The organism is Nocardioides speluncae (assembly GCF_003121585.1).
In the GTDB taxonomy this organism is placed as follows: domain Bacteria; phylum Actinomycetota; class Actinomycetes; order Propionibacteriales; family Nocardioidaceae; genus Nocardioides; species Nocardioides speluncae.
Genome location: NZ_QEOO01000036.1, coordinates 335,210 through 357,178, shown reverse-complemented (window position 1 = coordinate 357,178; position 21,969 = coordinate 335,210). Strand labels below are relative to the sequence as shown.

Below are 21,969 nucleotides of genomic sequence, written 5' to 3'. Positions count from 1 at the left end.
CAAATGTCCCTCTCGTGCGGTACCTGCGTCCCGCAGCGTCAAGGGACCGTTGGCTCCGTCGGAACCCTCAACGAATTGGAGACGCCCGATGACCCCAGACAATCCCACGTCAGATGGCCCGGACCACGCGGTACGAACCGCGTACGAGCCGGTCGTGCTCGTCAAGGCAGGTGACATCGTGACGCTGACCAATGGATCCTCCTTCAGCGACACCGCGGATCGCCGGGTCTACTACTACTGATCGGGCGGGACGGACATGTGGTGGACCATCCGAACACGTGCGCGGTCGGCCGTCACCGACTCATCTTTCGGCGTCACCCTGCGGACCGGTCAGCCCGCTCCGGCCGACCGCGTTCGACGCGTCGTCGCCGCGCAGGCCCGGCTAACGGTGATCGGACACAGCCCGTCTACTGACGACGAACTGCGTTCGGCGGCCGAAGCGTTGTCCGCCGGTTCGCCCTCAGCGGCAGTTGGGCTGCATGGCAGCCACGTCGTTCTTGCCGAGACGGCCAGTGGCGACACCTATGTCACGGGCGACCTTGCCGGGCAACGCGCTGTTTACTACGGAACGGCACCTGACGGCACCATCGTGGTGTCCTCTCACGCTCGACAGGTCGCCTCGATCGTCGGCGACTGTCTTGACCGCGAGTGGTTGGCGATCAAGCTTTTGCTGGCTGGCGCCGTAGACATGTGGCAAGCACGGACGCCGTGGAGGAAGGTGTCAGCGGTCCCACCGGGTTGTCTGCTGCACATTGACCGGCACGGCACAACGCGCATTCGAAAGGCACGTGTCGAGTTCGCTGCAACGACGATGGATGCCGCCGCCGAGCAACTCCGACTGGCGCTCGACCATGCCGTTGGTAGCCGCGTTCGTGGCGCGCTCAATCCGACGGCGGACCTCAGCGGAGGACTGGACTCGTCCACGATCTGCGGGATCGCCGCGCGTCACGCGACCTTTCGGGCAATGACAGTAACGGACCCGGATGTCGCCGACAGCGGCTACGCGTGCGTGACCTCGACCCGGTTGGTCGGCGTCGGCCATGACCTCCTGGAGGAGCCGGCCGGCATACTGCCGTACTCGGATCTCAATCGCACCATGGATCTCGACCAGCCGTTGGCGTGCCATGCCGTTATTGCCCGCGAGCGCTGGTGGTTCCAAGCAATCACCGAGAACCGTTCCGATCTTCACCTAAGCGGAGACGGTGGTGACGGAGTACTTGTGGCTCCTCCGGCGTACCTCGCGGACCTCGCGTCTCCCGGCGGCATGCGGCTCCTCCTGAACCATTGCCGTGGTTGGGCCAAACTACGCCACCTCGCTCCCTCCGCGCTGCTTCGCGCGGCGGTCGCTCTTCGTGGCACGAGCTATCCGGACTCGCTGCGCGGGGCGGCCGACAACCTTGTCTCCCGGGGCGACGTTCAACCGGGCTGGGACGGTCTGGTGTCGTGGTTCGGCGTCGCCGGGACGCTGCCGTGGGCCACACCCGAGGCGCGGCATCTGGCAGCCGACGCGGCCAGGACTCACGCGGATCACCACGCGTGGCCTGACGCGCCGGGCCGCTTCGGCACCGGAGATTCGGTGGCTTGGATGGCGCTGACCTCGTTCGGGCACGCACAACGCGCTTATGTAGACTTTGCTGCCCTGCATGGGGTGAGTCACCATGCACCGTTCCTCGACAATGAGGTCGTGCGAGCCTGCTGGTCGGTACCAGCGGCGCAGCGCACCAGCCCATACGAGGCGAAACCGTTGCTGCGCAACGCCGCTCACGGCCTCGTGCCAGATGTCGTCCTGGACCGGCGCGACAAAGGTGACTACACGCGTCTGCACTACCAAGGACTTCGAGCGAACTGGGGGACGATCCACGACCTTCTCTCCTCCTCACGGCTGGCCGAGCTTGGACTAATCGACGCTGTGGCAGTCCGCGAGACGCTGCACCGCGGGGTCGCCGGTGTGCCGATCAGGCTCGGTGCCTTCGACACCGTGCTCGCGACCGAACTCTGGTTGCGCAGCCTCCAGACGGCTCCTGCAGTCTCGGAGGTGACTAACAATGTGGCGAGCGCGTGAGACAGCCGCAGCCTCCACCACGGACGACCAGTTGATCCTCGTCGGCAAGAACGGCGCCGTTCTGTGCGGCAACCGCACCGCTGCGGCATTCTGGACCGCGTTGCAAGGCGGAGCCAGCTACGCCGACGCCGCTGCAGCAGTCGCAAGGCAATACGACGTCCCTGCTGCCACCGCCCGCGCCGATCTCGATCACATGCTGGGCATCCTGCGGACGTCCGGAATCGACATTCCCGGTGCGCACGCATGAGCACGCCGATGGCGACCCATCGGGAACGACTGCGGCGCCCTCAGATCGTCCTCGCAATGGCTGCGGTCGTCGCCGTCAAGGGAATGCTGAGCGTCAGCGGCTTCGAGCGCACCCGACATTCGGTCGCCGCGATCACCAGTCAATGTCAGCGACCCGCTGATCCTGCTCGGGTCGGATCCCTTCTGCAAGCCGTTGATGCCGCGGCAATCTGGATGCCGTTCCGAGTCGCTTGCCTTGAGCGCAGCTTGGCGGTTGCCCTTGTCTTCGCCGTCCGCGGACGCGGAGTCACCTGGTGCGTCGGCGTGCGTACGCAACCGCTCGCGATGCACGCTTGGCTCTGCGACATTTCGGGCGAGCCGATCGGTGAATCGCCCGATGTCGTGTCCTACCGACCCATGATCGTCATCAGCCCACCCGCCTTCAAGGAGCCCAGCCGTGACTGACCTCGTCCAGATGGCGGCAAACCGCGTCGACCACGACCAATGGGTCCTCCGCGCAGATGGCGAGGTTGTCCCACAGAGCAGCAACCCGGCCGTGATCCACGCGATGCTGCGGATGCTCGACCTGCAGGATGGCCACCGAGTCCTTGAGATCGGCACGGGGTCTGGCTATTCCGGAGCGCTGATCGCCGAGATCATCGGGCCAGGCGGCGACCTAACCTCGATTGACATCGACACCGACCTGGTCGAGCGAGCCGCCCGGCTGCACGAGCGTGCAGGAAACGACCATGCCGCGGTCCGCGCCGGTGACGGCACGACCGGCGCACTCGACACCGCGCCCTTCGACCGCATCGTCGCCTGGACCACACCGAACCTGCTGCCGCGGTCGTGGGTCGAGCAGACCGCGCCTGGCGGCAAGATCGTCAGCCCGGTCAAGATCGCCGACATCGCGCTCGCTAACGCAATCCTCAGCTGCCGGATCATCGACAACGAGCCAGTCGAGCTCGGCCTACGCCCAGGGGGCTTCATCGAAATGACCCCAGATTCACCTACCGACCTCGGGCTACCCCGCGCATTCGTAGACACGGTCCGTCCCGAAACTGACGGTCCGCCAGTGTGGATCAGCGCTAGCGCCCTCCATGACCAACCGTCGTCCACCGCGGACCGGCTCGCTGCCGAGCTGGTTGCAGCGAAGCCCCGTCGGAGCTACGTCGAGCCCGAAGATCGCGAGTCGTTCACGGCCTACGTCCTCGCAGCAACACCGCACCCCGCCAGTGCCGGAACATCGCACGGCTGGGCAGTTGGGATCGCGACCCCGACAAGCGCAGCCCTCGTCCTCCACGACGGCTCGCTTGTCGCGGCTGGCACAGGTGAGGCACGCACCGAGCTCGAGAACCTCCGGCAACGCTGGCATGCCTGGAAGCCACCGAGTGCGGCGCCGTACACGAATGTCGAAGTGGCAGCGACACCCAACGACCACGGATGGGTGATCAGGCCGCAGCTGCGCTGACCTGTCCGTCGGTACCGGCTGATTCCAGAGTTTCCAGCCTGGCCGGTACGGCGTGCCCGGGTTGCGCAGGATGTGCGGCATGTCGAGAAACCTCAGCCGCCGTGCCGTACTCAAGACCGGAGCCGGCGTCACCGTCGGTGCCGGCCTGGTCGCTGCCACCCAGGGCCGCGCGATCGCGGGTCCACCGAGCGTCGCAGCCGCTCGCCAGAACGGGACGCCGTTGTGCGACAACGTCGACGACTCGGCCTGGCGGCAGGGCCTGGGCTCAGGTGACCTGTGCATCCCCTACCACCGCGCCCACGACAACAGCTGGGGCTACGTGTTCGGCGACTCCTGGACCGACCTGCAGCAGTACGGCGAGTGGATGTCGCCGGCGATGCTCTGCCAGCAAAGTTTCGACGCCTCCGGCAACACCCCGATCGAGTTCACCTGGGCGCTGCCGTCGGGCGGCAACGCGCGGCAGCTGTTCGACTACCGGCACGACGCCGACAACGAGCACGGCTTCGAGGTCACCCGGATCCCCAACGACTGCATCGAGTTCGGCGGCCGCACCTACATCCAGTACACCTCGGTCGCCACCTGGACCCCGCCCGGCGGGTACGACGGCTCGCTGATGTCGGGAGTCGCCTACTCCGACGACTACGGCGTCACCTGGCGCGACTACGACTACCACTGGGCCGGCGACACCCAGGGCGTGAACCAGTCGATGTACGGCATGTGGTCGTTCGCCGGGATCGTCGACAACTGGCTCTACATCTACTCCAAGCGCTGGAACGGCTCCCACCGCAACACCGCCGACCACGGCGAGCTGCAGCTGTTCCGGATCCGGCCGGACCAGTTCCGCGCCGGCAACTTCGGCGCCCAGGAGAACTGGGCGTACGTCGGCGGCGCCTGGCAGTGGACGTCGTCGGCCACGCCGCCGACCCCGATGCTGCGAGGCAACCACATCGGCGAGTTCTCGGTGAAGAAGATCGGCAACACCTTCTGCATGAGCTACTTCGACGTCACCGACTACTCGATCCGGACCCGGACCGCGTCGGCTCCGGACGCGCAGTGGTCAGCGCCGAAGACCCAGATCGTCGGCGACGGCAACTGGCCGCCGGACCACTGGGGCAAACCGGTCCGGCCGAGCCTGTACGGCGGCTACATCCACCCGGGCAGCGCCAGCGCGAACTCGCTGACGCTGATCGTGTCGCAGTGGGACGGCACCGTGCACAGCCCGCCGTACTGGGTGCTCCAGTACGACGGGATCAACGCCTGATCTACCCGGTTGGCCTACGGGGTGACGGAGGGCCGGCCGGTCTCGACCCGGCCGGTCAGTCGGCGCCGGAAGGTGTCGTCACCGACGGCGGTGACCTCGACGTCGTACCAGCCGCGGTCGGTCGGCCAGCTCAGCTCGCGAGTGCGGCCGGGCGCGAGCACGATCCGGCGCCGCTCCCCCTCGTAGCCGAGCGGGCGGACCACCAGGGTCACCTTCGCGTCGCCGTCGTTGACCAGCTTCAGGGTCAGCCCGGAGCGTCGGGCGACCGACGAGTGCCGGACGTCGATCCTGGCGGCGGCGCCGGCGAGCGAGCCGGCAGCTTCGTACCAGTGGCCGTTCGGGCCCTGGACCACGAGATCCCAGTGGCCCTGGATCGGCAGGATGGTGAGGCTCTCGCTGGTGCCGCCGGCGACCGTGACGTGCTCGGGCCGGGTCAGCTCGCCAGCGAACGGGTAGACGTGGAACGCCGCAGCGCGGCGGCCTCGGTTGCGCAGCCGCAGATCGACCGAGACCGCGCCAACACCGGCCGAGACCGCGGGCTGGTACGGCAGCGGACGGGACCGGCGGCGGCCGGGCTCCTGGTCGGGCACCGCCTGCTCGGCGGGCGGCACCGGGCGCCACCGGCCCACAGGTGCCGGCACCGGGTCCGGCTCGGCGAGCGGCTGCGGCCGGCGCTGACGGTCGAAGTCGAAGGCCGAGGTCAGGTCCGAGCAGACCGATCGCCGCCAGGCCGAGATGTTCGGCTCGGCGACGCCGGTCCAGCGCTCCAGGAACCGGATCGTCGAGGTGTGGTCGGCGACCGCGGAGTCGACGTACCCGCCGACCGTCCAGGGCGACACGATCGTCATCGGCACCCGCGGGCCGAGCCCGATCGGCTGTCCGTTGTACCAGTCGTCGCCGTTGCCGGACGTGGGCCGCGGCGCCACCGGCGGTGCGACATGGTCGAAGAAGCCGTCGTTCTCGTCGAAGTTGATGAACGTCGCGGTGCGCGACCAGGTGTCGAGGTCGGAGGCGACGATGTCGAGCAGGTAATAGATCAGCCCGGCGCTGCCGACCGGGGTCGAGGTGCCCGGGTGCTCCGAGAGTGCAGCGGTCGGCACCAGCCAGGAGACCTGCGGCAGGGTGCCGGCCGCGATGTCGTCGCGGATCCGGGTGAGCAGCGTGCCCGGGCGGCTGCGGTACATCGCCTTGTCGAACAGCGCCCGCTCCGCCTCGGTCAGCGCGGCCCGGCCTTCCGCGAGCTGGGCCAGCAGCCGGTCCTGCTCGGCGGCGGGCTTGCCGTTCAGCGAGTCGTAGAACTCCTCGGTGGTGCGGTAGCTGCCGTCGACGTGCTTGAGCATCTTCGTGCCGATGGCCTTGAAGGGCAGGAAGTACTCGACCGCGTTGTCGGTGAAGTTGTCCCACTCCTGGTAGATCTGCCAGGAGACCCCCGCGGCCTCCAGCCGCTCCGGGTACGTCGTCCATGCGTAGCCCGCGTGGTCGTAGCTGTACGCCGCATTGGTGACCGCCCGGCGTACCCCGTCCGGCTCGTAGCCGGTGGTGCCGGACCAGAAGTAGTTGCGGTTCGGGTTGGTCGAGCCGAACACCGAGCAGTGGTAGGCGTCCAGGATCGTGAAGGTGTCGGTCAGCTCGTGCTGCAGCGGGATGTCGGTGCGGTCGTAGTGCGTCATCGTGGCCACGCCCTTGGCCGGGACCCACGCGTCGTACCAGCCGTCGGCCCAGGCGCGGGTGGCGTCGCTGAAGCCGTGCGGGAGGTCGCCGAGGTACTGGATGTCGGTGGCCGGACGGCCGGCCGCGGCCGCCGCGTCGCGGATCGAGAACGGCAGTACGTCGCCGCTCGCGCCGGCCTGCCGCAGGACCGAGCCACCTGCACGGCGGCGCAGCGGGTTACGGTCGCCGTACCCACGAACGCCTTGGAGGGTGCCGTAGTAGTGGTCGAACGAGCGGTTCTCCTGCATCAGCAGGATCACGTGCTCGATCGCGTCCAGGCCGCCCGGTCGCAGCGGTGCCGCCATCGCGCGGTGCACCGACGGCGGCAGCAGCGAGCCGGCCGCAGCAATCCCGGCCGTCGCGCCGGTGGTCTTGAGAATCTGTCGTCGTGTCGCCGATGCGCGCCCCGAAAGTTCCGTCATAGCGGTACCCGAGCAGAACTTCCTGAACGGAGTGCGAACAACGAGACAGTCCTCACCCAAACCCCCGAGGTGACTCACGGGTCACTAGGGTGGCGGCCCATGGTGGGAGCCTCGGGAGAACAGTTCGAGATCAGTGCGGCCGGATATCGGGCGGTGGTGACGGAGGGCGGGGGGACGCTGCGGCTGCTGGAGCACGCAGGGCGGCCGCTGATCGACGGCTTCGCGGCCGACGAGGTTCCGTACGGCGGGCGCGGACAGCTGCTGATGCCGTGGCCGAACCGGATCCGCGACGGCGCCTACTCCTTCGGCGACCGCGACCATCAGCTCTCGATCTCCGAGCCAGCGCGCAAGAACGCCTCGCATGGGCTGGTCCGCTGGGTGGCGTGGACGGTCGAGGAGCACACCGAGAACTCGGTGTCGCTGATGTACCGGCTGATGGCGCAGTCCGGCTACCCGTGGACGCTCGACCTGCACGTGCTCTACGACCTGTCGGCCGACGGGCTGACCGTCACCCAGACGGCCACCAACCTGGCACCTGCCGCCGCGCCGTACGCCTCGGGCGCGCATCCCTACCTGACCGTCGGCTCCGGTCCGGTCGACTCCTGGGAGATGGTGCTGCCGGCGCGGACCCGACTGCTGTCCGACGACCGGCTGCTGCCGACCGGCGTGGAGGCGGTCGCGGGTACGCCGTACGACTTCACGCGGCCGCGGCGGATCGGCCGCACGGTGTTCGACCACGGCTTCACCGACCTGGCCCGCCACCACGACCGGGCAACGGTCGCGCTGCATGACCCCGCCACCGGCCGCGGCGTGGCGCTGTGGGTCGACGCCCGGCACCGCTGGCTGCAGCTCTACACCGGCGACGACCAGCCGGCCTGGGCCCGCCGATCGATCGCGGTGGAGCCGATGACCGCACCCGCGGACGCGTTCCGGTCCGGCACCGGCCTGCTCACCCTGGCGCCGGCCGGGAGGCCGGGCGACGAGGTCTCTGCCTCGTGGGGCATCCGGGCGCTCTGACTGATCTCGTCGGTCTACTTAGCCGGCGGCAGGGCGGTCGAGGAGCACCCGGAGCTGGCGGACCGCGGTCTTGGCGCGGGCGCCGTCGGAGCCCTGGATGCCCATCGCCGACACGGTGGTGCCGTCGGCGAGGTCGAGGGTCGCCCAGGGCGCACCGGGCGGCAGGTTCACCGCAAGCACCTCGGCCCACTCGAAGTCGCGTCGCTTGTAGCCGTTGACGACCACCAGCCGCTCGGTCTCCGCGACCACCCGGGACCGCACCAGCGCCAGCCAGGCGGAGCCGGCGAGCAGGCCGAGGAAGACCAGCGTGCCGCGCTGGAACCACGAGAACTGGGCGCGGATGTCGGGTGGGAACGCGAGCCAGGCGACCGTGCAGATCACCAGCAGGCCGATACCCGCGGCCATGCCGGCGATGCGGGCGCCGTACGGCCGCCAGGTGTGGGGAAGCGACATCCCGTCGCCCGGTTCAGAGCCGGCAGGCATGGATGTCGGTCAGAAGAATGGCGCGGGCGCCGATGCCGTAGAGCTCGTCCATCAGCCGCTGGGCGCCCTTGCGCGGGACCATCGCCCGCACCGCCACCCAGCCCTCGCGATGCAGCGGCGAGACGGTCGGGCCCTCCAGACCGGGGGTCAGCGCGACGGCGGCGTTGACGTGCTCGCTGCGGATGTCGTAGTCCATCATCACGTAGCTGCGCGCGACCAGGACGCCCTCGACCCGGCGCTTGAAGATCTCGAAGCCCTCTGGCAGGTCGGCGCCGCTCCGGGTGACCAGCACCGCCTCGGACTCCAGGATCACCTCGCCGAACGTCTCCAGCCCGGCGGCGCGCAGCGTGCTGCCGGTCTCGACGACATCGGCTACGACGTCGGCGACCCCGAGCTGGATGCTGGTCTCCACCGCGCCGTCCAGCCGGGTGACGGTGGCCTCGATGCCGCGCTCCTCGAGGAAGCGGCTGACCACGCCGACGTACGACGTCGCGATCCGCTTCCCGGCGAGCTGGTCGAGGTCGGAGAACTGGCCGGCCGGGCCGGCGAACAGAAACCGCGACCGGCCGAAGCCGAGCGGCAGCACCTCTTCCGCCTTGGCGCCCGAGTCCAGCAGCAGGTCGCGCCCGGTGATGCCGACGTCGAGCGTGCCCTCGCCGACGTACAGCGCGATGTCGCGAGGCCGGAGGTAGAAGAACTCCACCTCGTTCTCGGCGTCGATCAGCGCGAGCTCCTTGGCGTCGCTGCGCTGCCGGTAGCCGGACTCGCGGAGGATGTCGGACGCGGCCGTGGACAGCGCGCCCTTGTTGGGTACGGCGATCCGGAGCAGCCGGGTCGGAGTGTCAGGGGTGTCGGTCATCGGGGTGTGCCTCACAGGTGTGCGTAGACGTCGTCGAGGGTCAGTCCGCTGGCGATCATCAGCACCTGGGCGTGGTACAGCAGCTGGCTCAGCTCCTCGGCCGCCCGTTCCTTGCCCTCGTGCTCGGCGGCCATCCAGGACTCGGCGGCCTCCTCCACCAGCTTCTTGCCGATGGCATGGACGCCGGCGTCGAGCTGCTGGACGGTGCCGGATCCCTCGGGTCGGGTCCGGGCCTTCTCGGTGAGCTCGGCCCAGAGCCCTTCGAACGTCTTCACGGGCGCCAAGCCTACGGCGTACCCCGACCCGGCCCGCCTTCACATCCACAGAGCGTCACCCGGCCCGTCTTCACCGCGGCGAACGTCGACCCGGCCCGTGTTGACGGCACGGGTGTGAAGACGGGCCGGGTCAGGGTCTCTGGGCGTGAAGCCGGGCCGGGTCAGCGTCGCTGCAACAATCCACCATGGTCACCATCGCGCCACTCACGTCCGCCGAGCGCACGCCGTGGGAAGCGCTCTTCCGCATGTACATCGCGTTCTATGGCCGCACCGAGCCCGACGAGCTCTACGACGCGAAGTGGCATGAGCTCACAGCCGGTACCCGCATCCACGCGCTCGGTGCCCGGCTCGACGGGGACCTCGTCGGGATCACCCACTTCTTCATCCACCCGAGCACCTCCGGCCCTGACCAGTGCTACTTGCAGGACCTTTTCACCGCGCAGGAGGCACGGGGCAAGGGCGTGGCGCGTGCCCTGATCGCCGCGGTGGGCGACTGGGCACGCGAGCGGGGGTGCGCCCGGTTGTATTGGCACACCCACGAGTCGACACGCTGACCCGGCCCGTCTTCACACTCACAGAGCGCCGACCCGGCCCTTGTTGACGAGTTGCGCGTCAACAAGGGCCGGGTCGACGTGTCTGAGCGTGAACACCGGCCGGGTCAGCGTGTTTGTGCGTGAAGACGAGCCGGGTCAGCTGTCGTAGCCGCGCTTGATGCGTTTGAGGACCTGGGCGGTGCGGAGGGCGGCGGCGGTGGCCTCGTAGCCCTTGTCCTCCTTCGAGGCGGCCAGGCCGGCTCGGTCGAGTGCCTGCTGCTCGTCGTCACAGGTGAGTACGCCGAAGCCGATCGCCACCTGGTGGTCGAGGGCGACCCGGGCCAGCCCGTCGGTGGCGGCGTTGCAGACGTACTCGAAGTGCGGGGTCCCGCCCCTGATCACCACGCCCAGCGCGACGACGGCGTCGTACCCCTGCGCGGCGCAGGCGGCCGCGGCCACCGGCAGCTCGAACGTGCCCGGCACCCGGATCACCACCGGGGCCTCCACCTGGTAGGCCTTGAGGGCGTCCTGCGCGCCGGCGATCAGGCCGTCCATGACCTGCTCGTGCCAGCTCGCGGCCACTACCGCGACCCGCAGGTCGTGACAGTCGATGGGCTTCTCGTCGGGGGCTCCGGCTCCGCTCATTCGGCAGATCCTTCCAGAACGGTCGCGTCGGCCTCCACGAGGTGGGGCAGGTCGTGGCCCATCCGGTCCCGCTTGGTCAGCAGGTAGGCGAGGTTGTGGTCGTTCGGGTGCGGGGTGAGCGCGACCCGCTCGATCACGGGGATGCCGAAGTCCTCGAGGTTCTCCACCTTGGCCGGGTTGTTGGTGAGCAGCCGCACCGAGCCGACACCGAGGTCGCGCAACACCTGAGTGGCAGCGCCATAGTGCCGGGCGTCGGCCGGCAGGCCGAGGTCGAGGTTGGCGTCGACGGTGTCGCGGCCGCCGTCCTGCAGCTGGTAGGCCTGCAGCTTGGCGACCAGGCCGATCCCGCGGCCTTCGTGCCCGCGCAGGTAGACCACGACGCCGCGGCCCTCCTTGACGATCCGCTCCATGGCCTCGTGCAGCTGCGGCCCGCAGTCGCAGCGGTGGCTGCCGAAGACGTCGCCGGTGAGGCACTCGGAGTGCACCCGGGTCAGCACCGGCTCTCCGCCGTCACCCGAGTCGGTGATGTCGCCGTACACCAGCGCGATGTGCTCGGAGCCGTCGACGGTGATCCGGTAGCCGTACGCCGTGAACTCACCGAAGCGGGTCGGCAGCCGAGTCTCGGCGACCCGCTCGACGTGCCGCTCGTGGCGGCGCCGGTAGCGGACCAGGTCCTCGATCGAGATCATCGCCAGTTCGTGCTCGTCGGCGAACTCGCGCAGCTCCTTGGCCCGCTTCATGGTGCCGTCGTCGTTGACCACCTCGACCAGTACGCCGGCCGGCGTCAGCCCAGCCAGCTTGGCGAGGTCGACCGCCGCCTCGGTGTGGCCGCGGCGTACCAGCACGCCGCCGTCGCGGTAGCGCAGCGGGAAGACGTGACCCGGACGGGTGATCTCCCACGGCTCGGTGGCGCTGTCGGCAAGGACACGCACTGTGTGCGCCCGGTCGGCGGCGCTGATGCCGGTGGAGACGCCGTCGCGGGCATCGACCGAGATCGTGTACGCCGTGCGGTAGGCGTCCTTGTTGTGCGGGGTCATCAGCGGGATCTCGAGCCGGTCGAGCATGTCGCCCGGCATCGGTACGCAGATCACGCCACTGCTGTGCCGGATCGTGAACGCCATCAGGTCCGGCGTCGCCTTGCTGGCGGCGAAGATGATGTCGCCCTCGTTCTCGCGGTCCTCGTCGTCGACGACCACGACCGCCTTGCCGGCCGCGATGTCCGCGATCGCCCGCTCGACGCTGTCGAGTCTCACCTTGTCGGTGGCAGGGTTGGTCGCAGGGTCGGTCGCAGGGTCACTCATGCCGGGTTCCTTACGTAGGCGCTGACCAGTTTCTCCACGTGCTTCGCGATCACGTCGACCTCGAGGTTCACCCGGTCACCGGGCTGCCGGAAGCCGAGCGTGGTGCGGGCGAGCGTCTCCGGGATCAGGCTCACGGTGAAGCTGTCCGCGCCCGCCTCGACCACGGTGAGGCTGACCCCGTCGACGGTGATCGAGCCCTTGTCGACCAGGTAGCGACCGAGCTCGGGCGGCATCGCGATCTCCACGACCTCCCAGTGCTCGCTGGGCGTTCTCGACTTGATCGTCCCGACGGTGTCGACATGGCCCTGGACGATGTGGCCGCCCAGACGCTTGTCGGCGGTGACCGCACGCTCCAGGTTGACCCGGTCCCCCGGCTGTACGCCGTACAGCGAGGTCTTGTCGAGCGTCTCCTGCATGACGTCGGCGGTCCACAGGTCGCCGTCCCGGTCCGCCACGGTCAGGCAGCAGCCGTTCACGCTGATCGAGTCGCCGAGATGGGCGTCCTCCAGCACGGTCGCGGCGCGGACCGTGAGCCGGATCGCGTCGCCCTGGTCCTCGACCTTCTCGACGGTGCCGAGCTCTTCGACGATTCCGGTGAACATGTCAGTTGCCTCTCATCGTGATCCGGACGTTGGTGTCCTCGCCGTCGTGGCCCTCCAGGACCGTCACGTCGGTGACAGGGAGGTGCAACGCATGGGCGATGCTGGCTATGCCCAGTACGCCGACCGCGTTGCGCCCCGCGCCGAGCAGCATCGGCGCGACGTAGGCGACGACCTCGTCGACCAGGCCCGCCTGCAGGAAGACCCCGCCGAGGGTGGGGCCGCCTTCGAGGAAGACGTGCTGGCGGTCCTGGGCGAACAGCTCGGCCAGCGCCTCGTGCGGGTCGCGGGTGCGCAGGTGCACGGTCTCGGCGCGGCGGTTGAAGACCCGCTTGGTGATCGGCAGGTCGCGCAGCCCCATCACCGCTCGCAGCGGCTGGTGCTCGACCGGCTCGTCGACCTCGTCGCGGACGGTCAGCTCCGGGTCGTCCACCTCGACGGTGTTGGTGCCGACCAGCATCACGTCGCAGAGGCCGCGCAGCCGGTGCGTGTCCAGGCGCGCGGCCTTGCTCGATACCCACCGCGAGCTGCCGTCGACGGCGGCGCTGCGGCCGTCGAGCGTGGTCGCGAACTTCCAGGTCACGAACGGCCGGCCGTGCTCGACCGCGAACGTCCAGGCCCTGTTGACCGCGCGGGCCTCGTCGAGCAGGACGTCGGCCTCCACCTCGATGCCAGCCGCGCGAAGGGTCTCCGCTCCCCCGGCGGCGACCGGGTTCGGGTCGGGCTGGGCGAAGACCACGCGGCGTACCCCGGCGTCGATCAGGGCCTGCGCACATGGGCCGGTGCGGCCGGTGTGGTTGCAGGGTTCGAGGGTGACGACCGCGGTGGTGCCGCGCGCCGCCTCGCCGGCCTCCGCGAGGGCGGCGGCCTCGGCGTGCGGCGTGCCGGCGCCGCGGTGGAAACCCTCGGCGACCTCGCTGCCGTCCTCGGCGAGCAGGACGCAGCCAACTCGCGGGTTGGGGCCGAGGGGTACGCCGGGAGTGCGGGCGATCTCGAGCGCGCGCCGCATCGCACGGCGCTCGGCTTCGGTTGCTGCCATCTGCCCCTCCGGTCCGGTCGCGGACTCCGGGGCAGGACGGTGGAGGACGCAGAACGCGTACGCCGAGTCACGGCGTACGACGTCGAGCGTCACCACCTGCGTGCGCTTCCCATCCGGACTTTCACCGTCGGTCCAGGATTCTCACCTGGTCAACCGGTCACTGGCTGTGACCGGGTCGCGGACTGCTGAGCGCTTCGGCTCAGTTCACCGCCGGCTCGGAATTACACCGACCCCAGAGCACGCGAGTTGAAAACTCGTCATCTCGAAGTCTGCCACAGCGGCTGTTACAAACCCGAGTGATGCCGATCACGCAAGCCGGTACGGTGCCGATCGTGATCCAGCCACTCAACCCGACCGCACTGCCGGAAGCGACCGGCAACTACACGCACGGCACCCTCGTCGAGGGCGCCTCCCGGATGGTCTTCGTCAGCGGCCAGGTCCCGTGGGCCGACGCGGACGGCCAGGTCCCGGCGGACTTCGCCGAGCAGTGCCGGCTGACCTGGCGCAACGTGCTCGCCGTCCTGGCCGAGGCCGGCATGGGTGCGGAGAACCTCGCCAAGGTCACGACGTACCTCGCGAGCCGCAGCCACCGAGCAGCCAACAGCCTGATCCGCGCCGAGGTTCTCGGCGACCACACCCCGGCGCTGACGATCATCATCTGCGACATCTACAGCGAGGACTGGCTGCTGGAGATCGAGGCGGTCGCGGTCGCCTAGTCCTCCAGGCGGAGGTCTGCTTCCGCCCGTGGGCGGCAGACCCGGACGTGCCTCGTCACTACGCTCGCTGGACATGGACATCCGATCGCTGATCGCCGCCGAGCGTCGAGAGCTCGTGGGATTCCTACGCGCCCTGACCGACGAGGAGTGGGAGACGCCGTCGCTGTGTGCCGGCTGGCGGGTGCGCGACGTGGTCGCGCACCTGCTGTACGACGCCACCTCGGTCCCGGCGTACGTCGGCGCGATCTGGCGGGCGCGCGGATCGGTCGAGGCCATCAACGGCGCCTTGGTCGACCGGGAGCGGAGGACGCCGCCCGCTCGGCTGGTCGACCGGCTGGAGGCGTCAATCGGCGGCGGGATCTTCAGCCGGGTCGCGCCGGGCTCCACGCTGGCCGACGTGCTCGTCCACCAGCAGGACATCCGGCGCCCGCTCGGCAGGCTGCGCCACGTCCCTGAGGAGCAATTGGTGGCGGTGCTGGAGAAGCCGGACCCGTTCGCGCGGCCGAAGCAGTACACCCAGGGGCTGCGGTTCGTGGCCACCGACCTGGACTGGGCCGGCGGCGAGGGCCCGGAGGTGCGCGGCCCGGGTGAGGCACTGGCGCTGGCGATGGTCGGCCGGCCCGTGGTGCTCGACGAGCTCAGCGGCGACGGCGTACCGACACTTCGCGAGCGGATGCCGGCCTAGCCGCCGCGGGTTGCCAGCCAGGCGTTGGCGCGCCGCTTGGAGGTCTGTGAGAGCCAGGCTTCCTGGATCAGCTCGACCAGCTCGTCGCGGTCCACCTCACCCAGCCGCGAGGCGCGCACCAGCACCGACCGGTGGCCGTCGAAGTGCGGCGTGGTGAAGAACGGCGAGTCCTCGTCTTGGACCAGGGCCTGCTTGTCCCCCTCATCGCCACCCAGATCACGATGACGTCGGCGTACCGCTCGCCGGTGTCGGGATCGGATGCGTCCAGCCGCGGCGTACGGAAGAACACGAAGGACTTGCTGCCGACCTGGTAGACCGGGCGCTCGTCGTCGCCCCACTGGGTGACGTGCGGCATCGCCCGGGCCGCCGCGTGCACGTCCTCGACCCGGGCCTTCGGCATCGTCCGGCTCAGCCTTCGGCGCGGGCCCGCAGCTCGGCGACCATCCGGTCCGGGTCGTCGGCGGCGTACACCGCGGACCCGGCCACGAACACGTCCGCGCCGGCTTCGGCGCAGCGCTCGATGGTCTCCAGCGAGACGCCACCGTCGACCTGGAGCCAGGTCTCCACGCCGTGCTTGTCCATCAGCTCCCGAGCGCGCCGGATCTTGGGCAGGCACAGATCGAGGAACTTCTGGCCGCCGAAGCCGGGCTCGACGGTCATGATCAGCACCATGTCCAGCTCGGCCAGGAGATCCTCGTAGGGGTCGATCGGGGTGGCGGGCTTGAGCGCCATCGACGCCCGAGCCCCCTTGGCCCGGATCTCGCGCGCCAGCCGGATCGGCGCCTTGGCCGCCTCGACGTGGAAGGTGACCGAGCCACAGCCGGCCTCGACGTACGCCGGCGCCCAGCGGTCTGGGTCGTCGATCATCAGATGCGCGTCCAGCGGCAGGTCGGTCGATCTCGCCAGCGACTCAATCACGGGTACGCCGAGGGTCAGGTTCGGCACGAAGTGGCCGTCCATGACGTCGACGTGCACCCAGTCGGCGCTGCCGATCCGCGCCACCTCCGCACTCAGCGAGGCGAGGTCGGCGTTGAGGATGCTCGGAGTGATCTGGATGCCCACGAACCACGATCGTAGTCGCCCAACGACCGGACTCCCCCCTTGACGTCGCTTTACAAACCAGGTCTACTTGTAAACCTAGTGAAGGAGGTCACATGCGGATCGTGGTCGATCGGGACAAGTGCGAGGGACTGGGCATGTGCGAAGCCATGGCCCACGAGTTCTTCGAGGTGGGCGAGGACGGGTTCGTCGAGCTCCTGGACGAGCGGCCCGCCGAGAGCCACCGCCAGGACATCGCGGCCGCCGTGGACGCGTGCCCGGTGCTGGCGCTCTCACTGGCGGACTGAGCGGTGACCGGCACAGGCGGACTCGTCGTCGTCGGCGCCTCGCTCGCGGGCCTGCGGGCCGTCGAGGCGGCTCGCCGGACCGGCTACGCCGGGCCGATCACGCTGATCGGGGCCGAGGAGCACCTGCCGTACGACCGGCCCCCGCTGTCCAAGGCCTTCCTCTGCGGCGACGCGGCCGAGGTCACGCCGTTCCGGAGCGAGCAGGAGCTGCGCGACGACCTCGGCGTGGACCTGGTCCTGGGCGCTCCGGCCGACGGGCTCTACCCCGCGCAGCAGCTGGTGTCGGTCGGTGATCGGCAGTTCGAGTACGACGCAGCCGTGATCGCCACCGGCGCCAGCCCGCGCCGGCTGCCCGGCGCCGACGGGGTGGCCGGCGTACACCATCTGCGTACCGTCGACGACGCGACCGCCATCCGCGACGCTCTGGACGCGGGCGCCAGGACCGTCGTCATCGGCGCCGGCTTCATCGGGTCCGAGGTCGCCTCCGCGGCCCGCAAGCGTGGGCTCTCCGTGCACGTCGTCGAGTCGCTCGGCCTGCCGCTGGTCCGGTCCATCGGCGCCGAGGTGGGCTCAGTCTGCGCCGACCTCCACGTCGCCAACGGGACCGATCTCCGGCTCGGCGTCGGTGTGTCCGCGGTGGAGTCGTCCGGCGGCCGAGTCACCGGGGTCCGGCTCGACGACGGGTCGGTGCTGCCGGCCGACCTGGTTGTGGTCGGCATCGGCGTCCAGCCCGCCACCGGATGGCTGGAGGGCAGCGGCGTACCGCTGCACGAGCGCGACCGCGGGGTGGTCTGCGACGCGACGCTGTGGACCGGGCTGCCCGGTGTGTACGCCGCCGGAGACGTCGCCCACGTCGCCAACCCGCTGTTCGACGACGAGCTGATGCGGCTCGAGCACTGGACCAACGCCGCCGAGCAGGGCGCGGCCGCGTCCAAGCACGCCCTGGACCCGGCGAGTGCCACTCCCCTGGCGCCGGTCCCCTACTTCTGGTCCGACTGGTACGGCCGGCGCATCCAGTTCGTCGGCACCCCGCGCGCCGACGAGGTGCAGGTCGTGGCGACGGCAGGCGACGCCTTCACCGCGCTCTACCGGCGCGACGACCGGATCGTCGGCGCGCTCACCATCGACCGGCCCCGCGAGATCATGAAGTTCCGCCGCCGGATCGCCGAGCGCGGCGCCTTCGCGGACGCGGTGGAGTTCGCCACCGCCTCCTAGGGCCGCAGCAGCTCGTACTCGACCTCGCCGTGCTCGGTGCCGGGCAGCGGGTCGTCGAAGTGCACGTGGAAGGTCCGGAGGTGCGTCATCCCGACCCGCTCCATCACGCCGCGGGACGGCAGGTTGACCGCCATCGTCTGTGCCCAGACCCGGCGCAGGCCGGCGGTGTCGAAGGCGTGCGCGATCACGCGACGGGTGCCCTCGGTCGCGTAGCCGCTCCCCCACGCCGAGCGCAGCAGGCGGTAGCCGACCTCGGCCTCGTCGTCGGCCGGCTGCTCCCCCTCCCGGCCCTCCGGGACCGTCGGCGCCAGCTCGAACCAGCCCAGGAACGCGCCGTCCTCGCGACCGAACGCGAACCACCGGCCGAGCTTTGGGTACGCCGCCTGCCGGGCGAGCAGCGTCGGCAGCTCGCGGTCGACGATGTCGGCCCTCGGCGTCGGCGTACCGGTGATGAACCGCATCACCTCCGGATCGCCGTCCAGCTCGGCCATCAGCTCGCCGTACTCGGCACGATCCGCGGTCAGCAGCCGCAGCTCCATCCGTTCGGTGGTCAGGTCGGTCATCAGCGAGCCGCCTCGCCGAGGAGGTCGAGCAGGGCGGCGTACGTCGCGTCCACGTCGCCCTCGCGGCTGACCAGCGTCCGGATCAGGGGCCGCTCGGCGACAACGGTCCGCAGCCGGCCTTCGAAGCCCGCCAGCATCGCCGGTCCGCCGGCACTCGCCACGAACTGCTTCACGGTGTCGTGCCACGGGTCGTCGCCGTCGCGCCGGTAGAAGCGCTCGACGCCCTCGCCGCGGTCATCGACCACGAGGACCTCCACGAACGACCCGCCGCCGTCGGCTGCCGCCTGCTCGAAGTGGGCCACCTCCCCAACGCGCGCGAGCAGCCGCGGCATCTCAGAGCCGGTCGATAAGAGCCCATGGCTCGCCGTCCTTCAGTAGAACGACGTTCTCGCCCGACTCGACGACAGTCGACAGCTCACGCCACCGGGCAGGCAGGTCGTCGGACTCGCAGGTCACCGCTGTCGGCGTCCGTGCCACCGCCAGCGCCTCGTCGCACGCACGATGCAGGTCCTCGAGGGCCACCGATCCGTCAGCCTCGGAGACGAACTCGTGGGTCAGCAACCAGGCGACCGCGCGGATTTCGGCTCGCGAGTTTCTAAAGCTGTTCCACGCCCGGCCAACGGGCTCTGGTGCGGCGTACATCGCATCCTTGAACCGGCGGAACGCCCCTCGGCCCCGCAGCGCGGACTCAAGCCGATCGACGAGCTTGGGATCAGCAACCGCTGCCGCGAACGCCGCCATGTCGTCGTATGCCTCGTGAGAACTGCGCCCACCCAGCGAGACCCAATCGGTGTCGTCGAGATCGACCGGTTCGCCGTCGTCGCCGAGCACCTCGCCTTCGAGCGCTTGGTAGATCGCTCCGGTGGCCGGGTCGAAGTAGCCCGCGCCGTATTCAGGACTGTCCAGATGCCTAGCCAGTTCCTCGAGGTCGATGCTGGTCAACGGCAAGGCCTGGGTCATGATCGCTGCTCCTCAGGCTCGGCCGGCGTCTCCTTGCCCCCGGCCTCGTCGCGGTCGGCCCACTCGATCAGCGGCGCGATGTCGTACACCGACTCGTCGATCGCCTCGTGCAGGTCGCCGAGCTCGGCGAAGCGGGCGGGCATGGTGTAGATGGTGAAGTCCTGCGGGACCGCGTCGTCGATCTCCTCCCAGTGGACCGGCGCGGAGACCCGGCCGTCGGGAAAGCCACGCACCGAGTACGCCGCGGCGATGGTGTGGTCGCGGGCGTTCTGGTTGTAGTCGACGAACAGGTGGTACGGGTCGCGGTTCTTGCGCCACCACTCGGTGGTCACGTCATCGGGGGCGCGGCGCTCGATCTCGCGGGCGAAGGCCAGCGCGGCGCGCCGTACCACCTTGTGGCCGTGGTCCGGCTTGATCCGGACGTAGATGTGCAGGCCCTTGCCACCGCTGGTCTTGGGGAAGCCGGGCACGCCCAGCTCGTCGAGCACCTCATGGACGACGTGGGACACGCGGCGTACCTGCGCCCAGTCCGACAGCGGGCCGGGGTCGAGGTCGATCCGCCACTCGTCCGGCTTCTCGGGGTCCGCGCGGCGGCTGTTCCACGGATGGAACTCCACGGTCGACATCTGCACCGCCCAGATCACCTGGGCGAGCTCGGTGACGCAGAGCTCGTCGGCGGTGCGGTTCCAGCGCGGAAAGTGCAGTCTGACGGTCTCGATCCACGGCGGCGCGCCGGACGGGATTCTCTTCTGGTGCACCTTGTCGCCGGCCAGTCCCTTCGGGAACCGGTGCAGCATGCACGGCCGTTCGTACAGCGCGCGGACGATGCCGTCGCCGACGGCGAGGTAGTACTCGACCAGGTCGCGCTTGGTCGCACCGCTCTCCGGAAAGTAGACCCGGTCCGGGTTGGTCACTTTGACGACCTTGTCGTCGACCTCGATCTCGGTGAATGGGGACGCCACGTCAGGACTTGCTCTCGATCCAGGCACGGACGATGTCTTGCAACGCGCTCGACTTGGCAGCCAGGTCGTCGGCGTCGAGGAACTTCGCGACCCGCGAGGTCTCGCCGGTGCCTTCCAGCGGTCCGGCCGGGTCCGGAAGCTGCGCCCCCTGGTGGAACATCAAGGACGCATGTTGTTTGGCCTTCGGATAGAACGAGGCGATGTTGCCGTTGAACATGAACGTGGGCGCCTGCCACTTGATCGCCTCGGTGACCCGCTCGTCGGCGCCGAGGATGGTCTCCCGGACGGCCTGGACGAGCTCCTTCTGCGGGTTGTCGTACGCCGCAAGCCAGGCGTCGACGTCGGGGTTGCGGTTGCCGGCCATGGCTCCCAACCTAGTGCCCGTGCGGTCACTCGGGATGGACTTCGTCACGCCGGCCGGTGTCACGCGACCGGGTGGTCCGGGCGTTATCCAGGTGTGGGACACGACATGACGAGCGACTTCACGGAGTTCGTGCACGAGACGGCGGCCCGGCTGCACCGGACCGCCGTCCTGCTGACCGCCGACCGGCACCTGGCCGAGGACCTGGTCCAGACGACGTACGCGCGCCTCTACGCATCGTGGCGGCGGGTACGACGGGCCGACAACCCGGTCGGGTACGCGCAGGTCACGCTGACCAACGTCTATCTGTCGCACCGGCGGCTGCGTCGCTCCGGTGAGCTGCCGGTCGACGCGACGCCCGAGCCCACGCCACACCTCGAGAGCCCCGACACCGCCATGGATGTCCTGGCCGCTCTCCGCGAGCTCAGCCCGACCGATCGCACCGTCCTCGTCCTCCGCTACTGGGAGGACCGCAGCGTGGCCGAGACCGCGCGCGACCTGGGGATCAGCGAGACGGCGGTGCGCGCGCGGACCAAGCGAGCCGCCGACCGCCTGCGGGTCCGCCTCGCCGACCACAGCCCTATTCCTGACGCGAGGACACCATGAACGACGACACCTTCCTGACCGACACGTTGGCCCGCGGCGCGGCCGACCTCACCACTCCCGTCGACGAGATCGTCTCCGGGTCGATCACCGCCGGACGCCGGATCCGGCGCCGCCGTACCACCGGAGCCGTGCTCGGCGGCATCGCCTGCGTGGCCGCCGTCGGCGCCGCGTCGTACGGCGTGAGCACGCTGCTGCCCGAGGAGAAGGCGATCCAGGAGTCCCCTGGCTTCGCCACCGGCGGAACCCCGACCGAGAGCCCCAGCCCCACGGGCTTGCCGGTCACGCCAGAGAAAGAGACACCGAAGGGACGCGCGCCCGTGGTGCTGAAGGCCGACGGCTGGACCTGTGAGGTGTTCCTCGTCGACGACAAAATGTGGTGCCAGGGCCCGGGCAAGGCCGCAGCCTCGGTGAACTGGCGGGCGGCGCGGGAACGCGCGATGTTCGTGTCCAAGAGCACCGGCGCCCACACCACAACCCCGATGCTCGGCGGGACCGGCGACGTCTTCGCCGGCGACATGGTCGCCATCGGCCCGGCGAAGGGCAAGTGGTTCATCACCTTCCACGGCGTGGAGCTGACGGTCCCGGAGATCAACGAAGTGGTCACCCACGTCGCCTGGCAGAGGAACGGCAAGTGACCTGCAACTAGCACGACG

29 protein-coding genes and 1 riboswitch are annotated in these 21,969 nt (G+C 69.8%); of the genes, 14 read left to right on the top strand and 15 right to left on the bottom strand.

Annotated elements, in window-relative coordinates:
• Nucleotides 1–88: 88 nt before the first annotated feature.
• The 6 genes from DDV73_RS28040 to DDV73_RS19595 all read left to right on the top strand — a co-directional run bounded on the left by DDV73_RS28040 (nt 89) and on the right by DDV73_RS19595 (nt 5,019).
• Nucleotides 89–241 carry a hypothetical protein gene (locus tag DDV73_RS28040; protein ID WP_154402819.1) on the top strand — a complete coding sequence of 51 codons (153 nt, stop codon included), beginning with the start codon at nt 89–91 and terminating at the stop codon, nt 239–241.
• Nucleotides 242–256: 15 nt separating this feature from the next.
• On the top strand, nt 257–2,062 hold the full coding sequence (locus DDV73_RS19615) for an albusnodin/ikarugamycin family macrolactam cyclase (RefSeq protein ID WP_109508927.1): 1,806 nt from the start codon (nt 257–259) through the stop codon (nt 2,060–2,062).
• Between the two features lie 31 nt (nt 2,063–2,093).
• The gene (locus DDV73_RS19610; protein WP_161962464.1) at nt 2,094–2,309 is read left to right on the top strand and encodes a PqqD family protein; all 216 of its coding nucleotides are present in this window, start codon (nt 2,094–2,096) and stop codon (nt 2,307–2,309) included.
• On the top strand, nt 2,306–2,752 hold the full coding sequence (locus tag DDV73_RS19605) for a lasso peptide biosynthesis B2 protein (RefSeq protein ID WP_109508925.1): 447 nt from the start codon (nt 2,306–2,308) through the stop codon (nt 2,750–2,752). Before DDV73_RS19610 ends, DDV73_RS19605 begins: the two co-directional genes overlap by 4 nt.
• On the top strand, nt 2,745–3,758 hold the full coding sequence (locus DDV73_RS19600; RefSeq protein ID WP_109508924.1) for a protein-L-isoaspartate O-methyltransferase family protein: 1,014 nt from the start codon (nt 2,745–2,747) through the stop codon (nt 3,756–3,758). The genes DDV73_RS19605 and DDV73_RS19600 overlap by 8 nt, the downstream gene beginning before the upstream one ends.
• A gap of 79 nt (nt 3,759–3,837) precedes the next feature.
• Nucleotides 3,838–5,019: a DUF4185 domain-containing protein gene (locus tag DDV73_RS19595; protein WP_206050960.1), complete on the top strand. Its 1,182-nt coding sequence runs from the start codon at nt 3,838–3,840 to the stop codon at nt 5,017–5,019.
• Nucleotides 5,020–5,033: 14 nt separating this feature from the next.
• Here DDV73_RS19595 and DDV73_RS19590 read toward each other — a convergent pair whose 3' ends face one another.
• Nucleotides 5,034–7,151: a phosphocholine-specific phospholipase C gene (locus DDV73_RS19590; protein ID WP_109508922.1), complete on the bottom strand. Its 2,118-nt coding sequence runs from the start codon at nt 7,149–7,151 to the stop codon at nt 5,034–5,036.
• A 99-nt stretch (nt 7,152–7,250) separates the two neighbouring features.
• Between DDV73_RS19590 and DDV73_RS19585 the strand changes: the two genes are divergently transcribed.
• Entirely contained in the window at nt 7,251–8,168 is a 918-nt protein-coding gene (locus tag DDV73_RS19585; protein WP_109508921.1) for an aldose 1-epimerase family protein, read from the top strand.
• 18 nt (nt 8,169–8,186) lie between these two features.
• Here DDV73_RS19585 and DDV73_RS19580 read toward each other — a convergent pair whose 3' ends face one another.
• From DDV73_RS19580 to DDV73_RS19570, 3 genes are read right to left on the bottom strand one after another with little or no spacing between them, the layout of a single operon-like run.
• Nucleotides 8,187–8,621, bottom strand: coding sequence for a PH domain-containing protein (locus DDV73_RS19580; protein ID WP_240617373.1), 435 nt, complete (start codon nt 8,619–8,621; stop codon nt 8,187–8,189).
• A 13-nt stretch (nt 8,622–8,634) separates the two neighbouring features.
• Nucleotides 8,635–9,510: an ATP phosphoribosyltransferase gene (hisG, locus tag DDV73_RS19575; protein ID WP_206050959.1), complete on the bottom strand. Its 876-nt coding sequence runs from the start codon at nt 9,508–9,510 to the stop codon at nt 8,635–8,637.
• 11 nt (nt 9,511–9,521) lie between these two features.
• Nucleotides 9,522–9,785 (bottom strand): phosphoribosyl-ATP diphosphatase, encoded by a 264-nt coding sequence (locus DDV73_RS19570; protein ID WP_109508987.1) that lies wholly within the window; start codon nt 9,783–9,785, stop codon nt 9,522–9,524.
• Between the two features lie 185 nt (nt 9,786–9,970).
• On the opposite strand from DDV73_RS19570, the gene DDV73_RS19565 reads away from it, so the two are divergent.
• Nucleotides 9,971–10,339, top strand: coding sequence for a GNAT family N-acetyltransferase (locus DDV73_RS19565; RefSeq protein WP_109508919.1), 369 nt, complete (start codon nt 9,971–9,973; stop codon nt 10,337–10,339).
• 135 nt (nt 10,340–10,474) lie between these two features.
• On the opposite strand, the gene ribH is transcribed toward DDV73_RS19565, so the two are convergent.
• The 4 genes from ribH to ribD are packed head-to-tail and all read right to left on the bottom strand — an operon-like array spanning nt 10,475 to nt 13,902.
• On the bottom strand, nt 10,475–10,963 hold the full coding sequence (gene ribH / locus DDV73_RS19560) for a 6,7-dimethyl-8-ribityllumazine synthase (protein WP_109508918.1): 489 nt from the start codon (nt 10,961–10,963) through the stop codon (nt 10,475–10,477).
• A complete protein-coding gene (locus tag DDV73_RS19555) occupies nt 10,960–12,264 on the bottom strand; it encodes a bifunctional 3,4-dihydroxy-2-butanone-4-phosphate synthase/GTP cyclohydrolase II (protein ID WP_109508917.1) in 1,305 nt (434 codons plus the stop codon). The genes ribH and DDV73_RS19555 overlap by 4 nt, the downstream gene beginning before the upstream one ends.
• Nucleotides 12,261–12,866 (bottom strand): riboflavin synthase, encoded by a 606-nt coding sequence (locus tag DDV73_RS19550; protein WP_109508916.1) that lies wholly within the window; start codon nt 12,864–12,866, stop codon nt 12,261–12,263. Before DDV73_RS19550 ends, DDV73_RS19555 begins: the two co-directional genes overlap by 4 nt.
• A gap of 1 nt (nt 12,867) precedes the next feature.
• Nucleotides 12,868–13,902 carry a bifunctional diaminohydroxyphosphoribosylaminopyrimidine deaminase/5-amino-6-(5-phosphoribosylamino)uracil reductase RibD gene (ribD, locus tag DDV73_RS19545; protein ID WP_240617382.1) on the bottom strand — a complete coding sequence of 345 codons (1,035 nt, stop codon included), beginning with the start codon at nt 13,900–13,902 and terminating at the stop codon, nt 12,868–12,870.
• A gap of 96 nt (nt 13,903–13,998) precedes the next feature.
• Nucleotides 13,999–14,147, bottom strand: a riboswitch (FMN riboswitch).
• Nucleotides 14,148–14,234: 87 nt separating this feature from the next.
• Between ribD and DDV73_RS19540 the strand changes: the two genes are divergently transcribed.
• Nucleotides 14,235–14,618 (top strand): RidA family protein, encoded by a 384-nt coding sequence (locus DDV73_RS19540; protein ID WP_240617372.1) that lies wholly within the window; start codon nt 14,235–14,237, stop codon nt 14,616–14,618.
• A 73-nt stretch (nt 14,619–14,691) separates the two neighbouring features.
• The gene (locus DDV73_RS19535) at nt 14,692–15,303 is read left to right on the top strand and encodes a maleylpyruvate isomerase family mycothiol-dependent enzyme (RefSeq protein ID WP_109508914.1); all 612 of its coding nucleotides are present in this window, start codon (nt 14,692–14,694) and stop codon (nt 15,301–15,303) included.
• Between the two features lie 67 nt (nt 15,304–15,370).
• On the opposite strand, the gene DDV73_RS19530 is transcribed toward DDV73_RS19535, so the two are convergent.
• Together DDV73_RS19530 and rpe are read right to left on the bottom strand one after the other, a co-directional pair.
• Nucleotides 15,371–15,703 carry a hypothetical protein gene (locus DDV73_RS19530; protein WP_240617371.1) on the bottom strand — a complete coding sequence of 111 codons (333 nt, stop codon included), beginning with the start codon at nt 15,701–15,703 and terminating at the stop codon, nt 15,371–15,373.
• 8 nt (nt 15,704–15,711) lie between these two features.
• Entirely contained in the window at nt 15,712–16,365 is a 654-nt protein-coding gene (rpe, locus tag DDV73_RS19525; RefSeq protein ID WP_109508913.1) for a ribulose-phosphate 3-epimerase, read from the bottom strand.
• Between the two features lie 92 nt (nt 16,366–16,457).
• Here rpe and DDV73_RS19520 point away from each other — a divergent pair, with 92 nt between their 5' ends.
• Together DDV73_RS19520 and DDV73_RS19515 are read left to right on the top strand one after the other, a co-directional pair.
• Nucleotides 16,458–16,649, top strand: a complete 192-nt coding sequence (locus DDV73_RS19520; protein WP_109508912.1) for a ferredoxin — start codon at nt 16,458–16,460, stop codon at nt 16,647–16,649.
• A gap of 3 nt (nt 16,650–16,652) precedes the next feature.
• Entirely contained in the window at nt 16,653–17,864 is a 1,212-nt protein-coding gene (locus DDV73_RS19515; protein ID WP_109508911.1) for an NAD(P)/FAD-dependent oxidoreductase, read from the top strand.
• Here the strand turns inward: DDV73_RS19515 and DDV73_RS19510 are convergent.
• Genes DDV73_RS19510 through DDV73_RS19490 form a run of 5 tightly spaced genes read right to left on the bottom strand, consistent with a single transcriptional unit; the run spans nt 17,861 to nt 20,713 of the window.
• The gene (locus DDV73_RS19510) at nt 17,861–18,427 is read right to left on the bottom strand and encodes a GNAT family N-acetyltransferase (RefSeq protein ID WP_109508910.1); all 567 of its coding nucleotides are present in this window, start codon (nt 18,425–18,427) and stop codon (nt 17,861–17,863) included. The genes DDV73_RS19515 and DDV73_RS19510 overlap by 4 nt on opposite strands.
• Nucleotides 18,427–18,759, bottom strand: a complete 333-nt coding sequence (locus DDV73_RS19505) for a hypothetical protein (protein WP_109508909.1) — start codon at nt 18,757–18,759, stop codon at nt 18,427–18,429. Before DDV73_RS19505 ends, DDV73_RS19510 begins: the two co-directional genes overlap by 1 nt.
• Before the next feature lies 1 nt (nt 18,760).
• Nucleotides 18,761–19,387, bottom strand: coding sequence for a UPF0158 family protein (locus DDV73_RS19500; RefSeq protein ID WP_109508908.1), 627 nt, complete (start codon nt 19,385–19,387; stop codon nt 18,761–18,763).
• Entirely contained in the window at nt 19,384–20,349 is a 966-nt protein-coding gene (gene ligD, locus DDV73_RS19495) for a non-homologous end-joining DNA ligase (RefSeq protein WP_109508907.1), read from the bottom strand. Before ligD ends, DDV73_RS19500 begins: the two co-directional genes overlap by 4 nt.
• Before the next feature lies 1 nt (nt 20,350).
• Entirely contained in the window at nt 20,351–20,713 is a 363-nt protein-coding gene (locus tag DDV73_RS19490; RefSeq protein WP_109508906.1) for a DUF1801 domain-containing protein, read from the bottom strand.
• Nucleotides 20,714–20,818: 105 nt separating this feature from the next.
• Between DDV73_RS19490 and DDV73_RS19485 the strand changes: the two genes are divergently transcribed.
• Both DDV73_RS19485 and DDV73_RS19480 read left to right on the top strand, forming a co-directional pair.
• Nucleotides 20,819–21,316, top strand: a complete 498-nt coding sequence (locus tag DDV73_RS19485) for a SigE family RNA polymerase sigma factor (protein ID WP_109508905.1) — start codon at nt 20,819–20,821, stop codon at nt 21,314–21,316.
• Entirely contained in the window at nt 21,313–21,951 is a 639-nt protein-coding gene (locus DDV73_RS19480; protein ID WP_109508904.1) for a hypothetical protein, read from the top strand. Before DDV73_RS19485 ends, DDV73_RS19480 begins: the two co-directional genes overlap by 4 nt.
• Nucleotides 21,952–21,969: the final 18 nt, after the last annotated feature.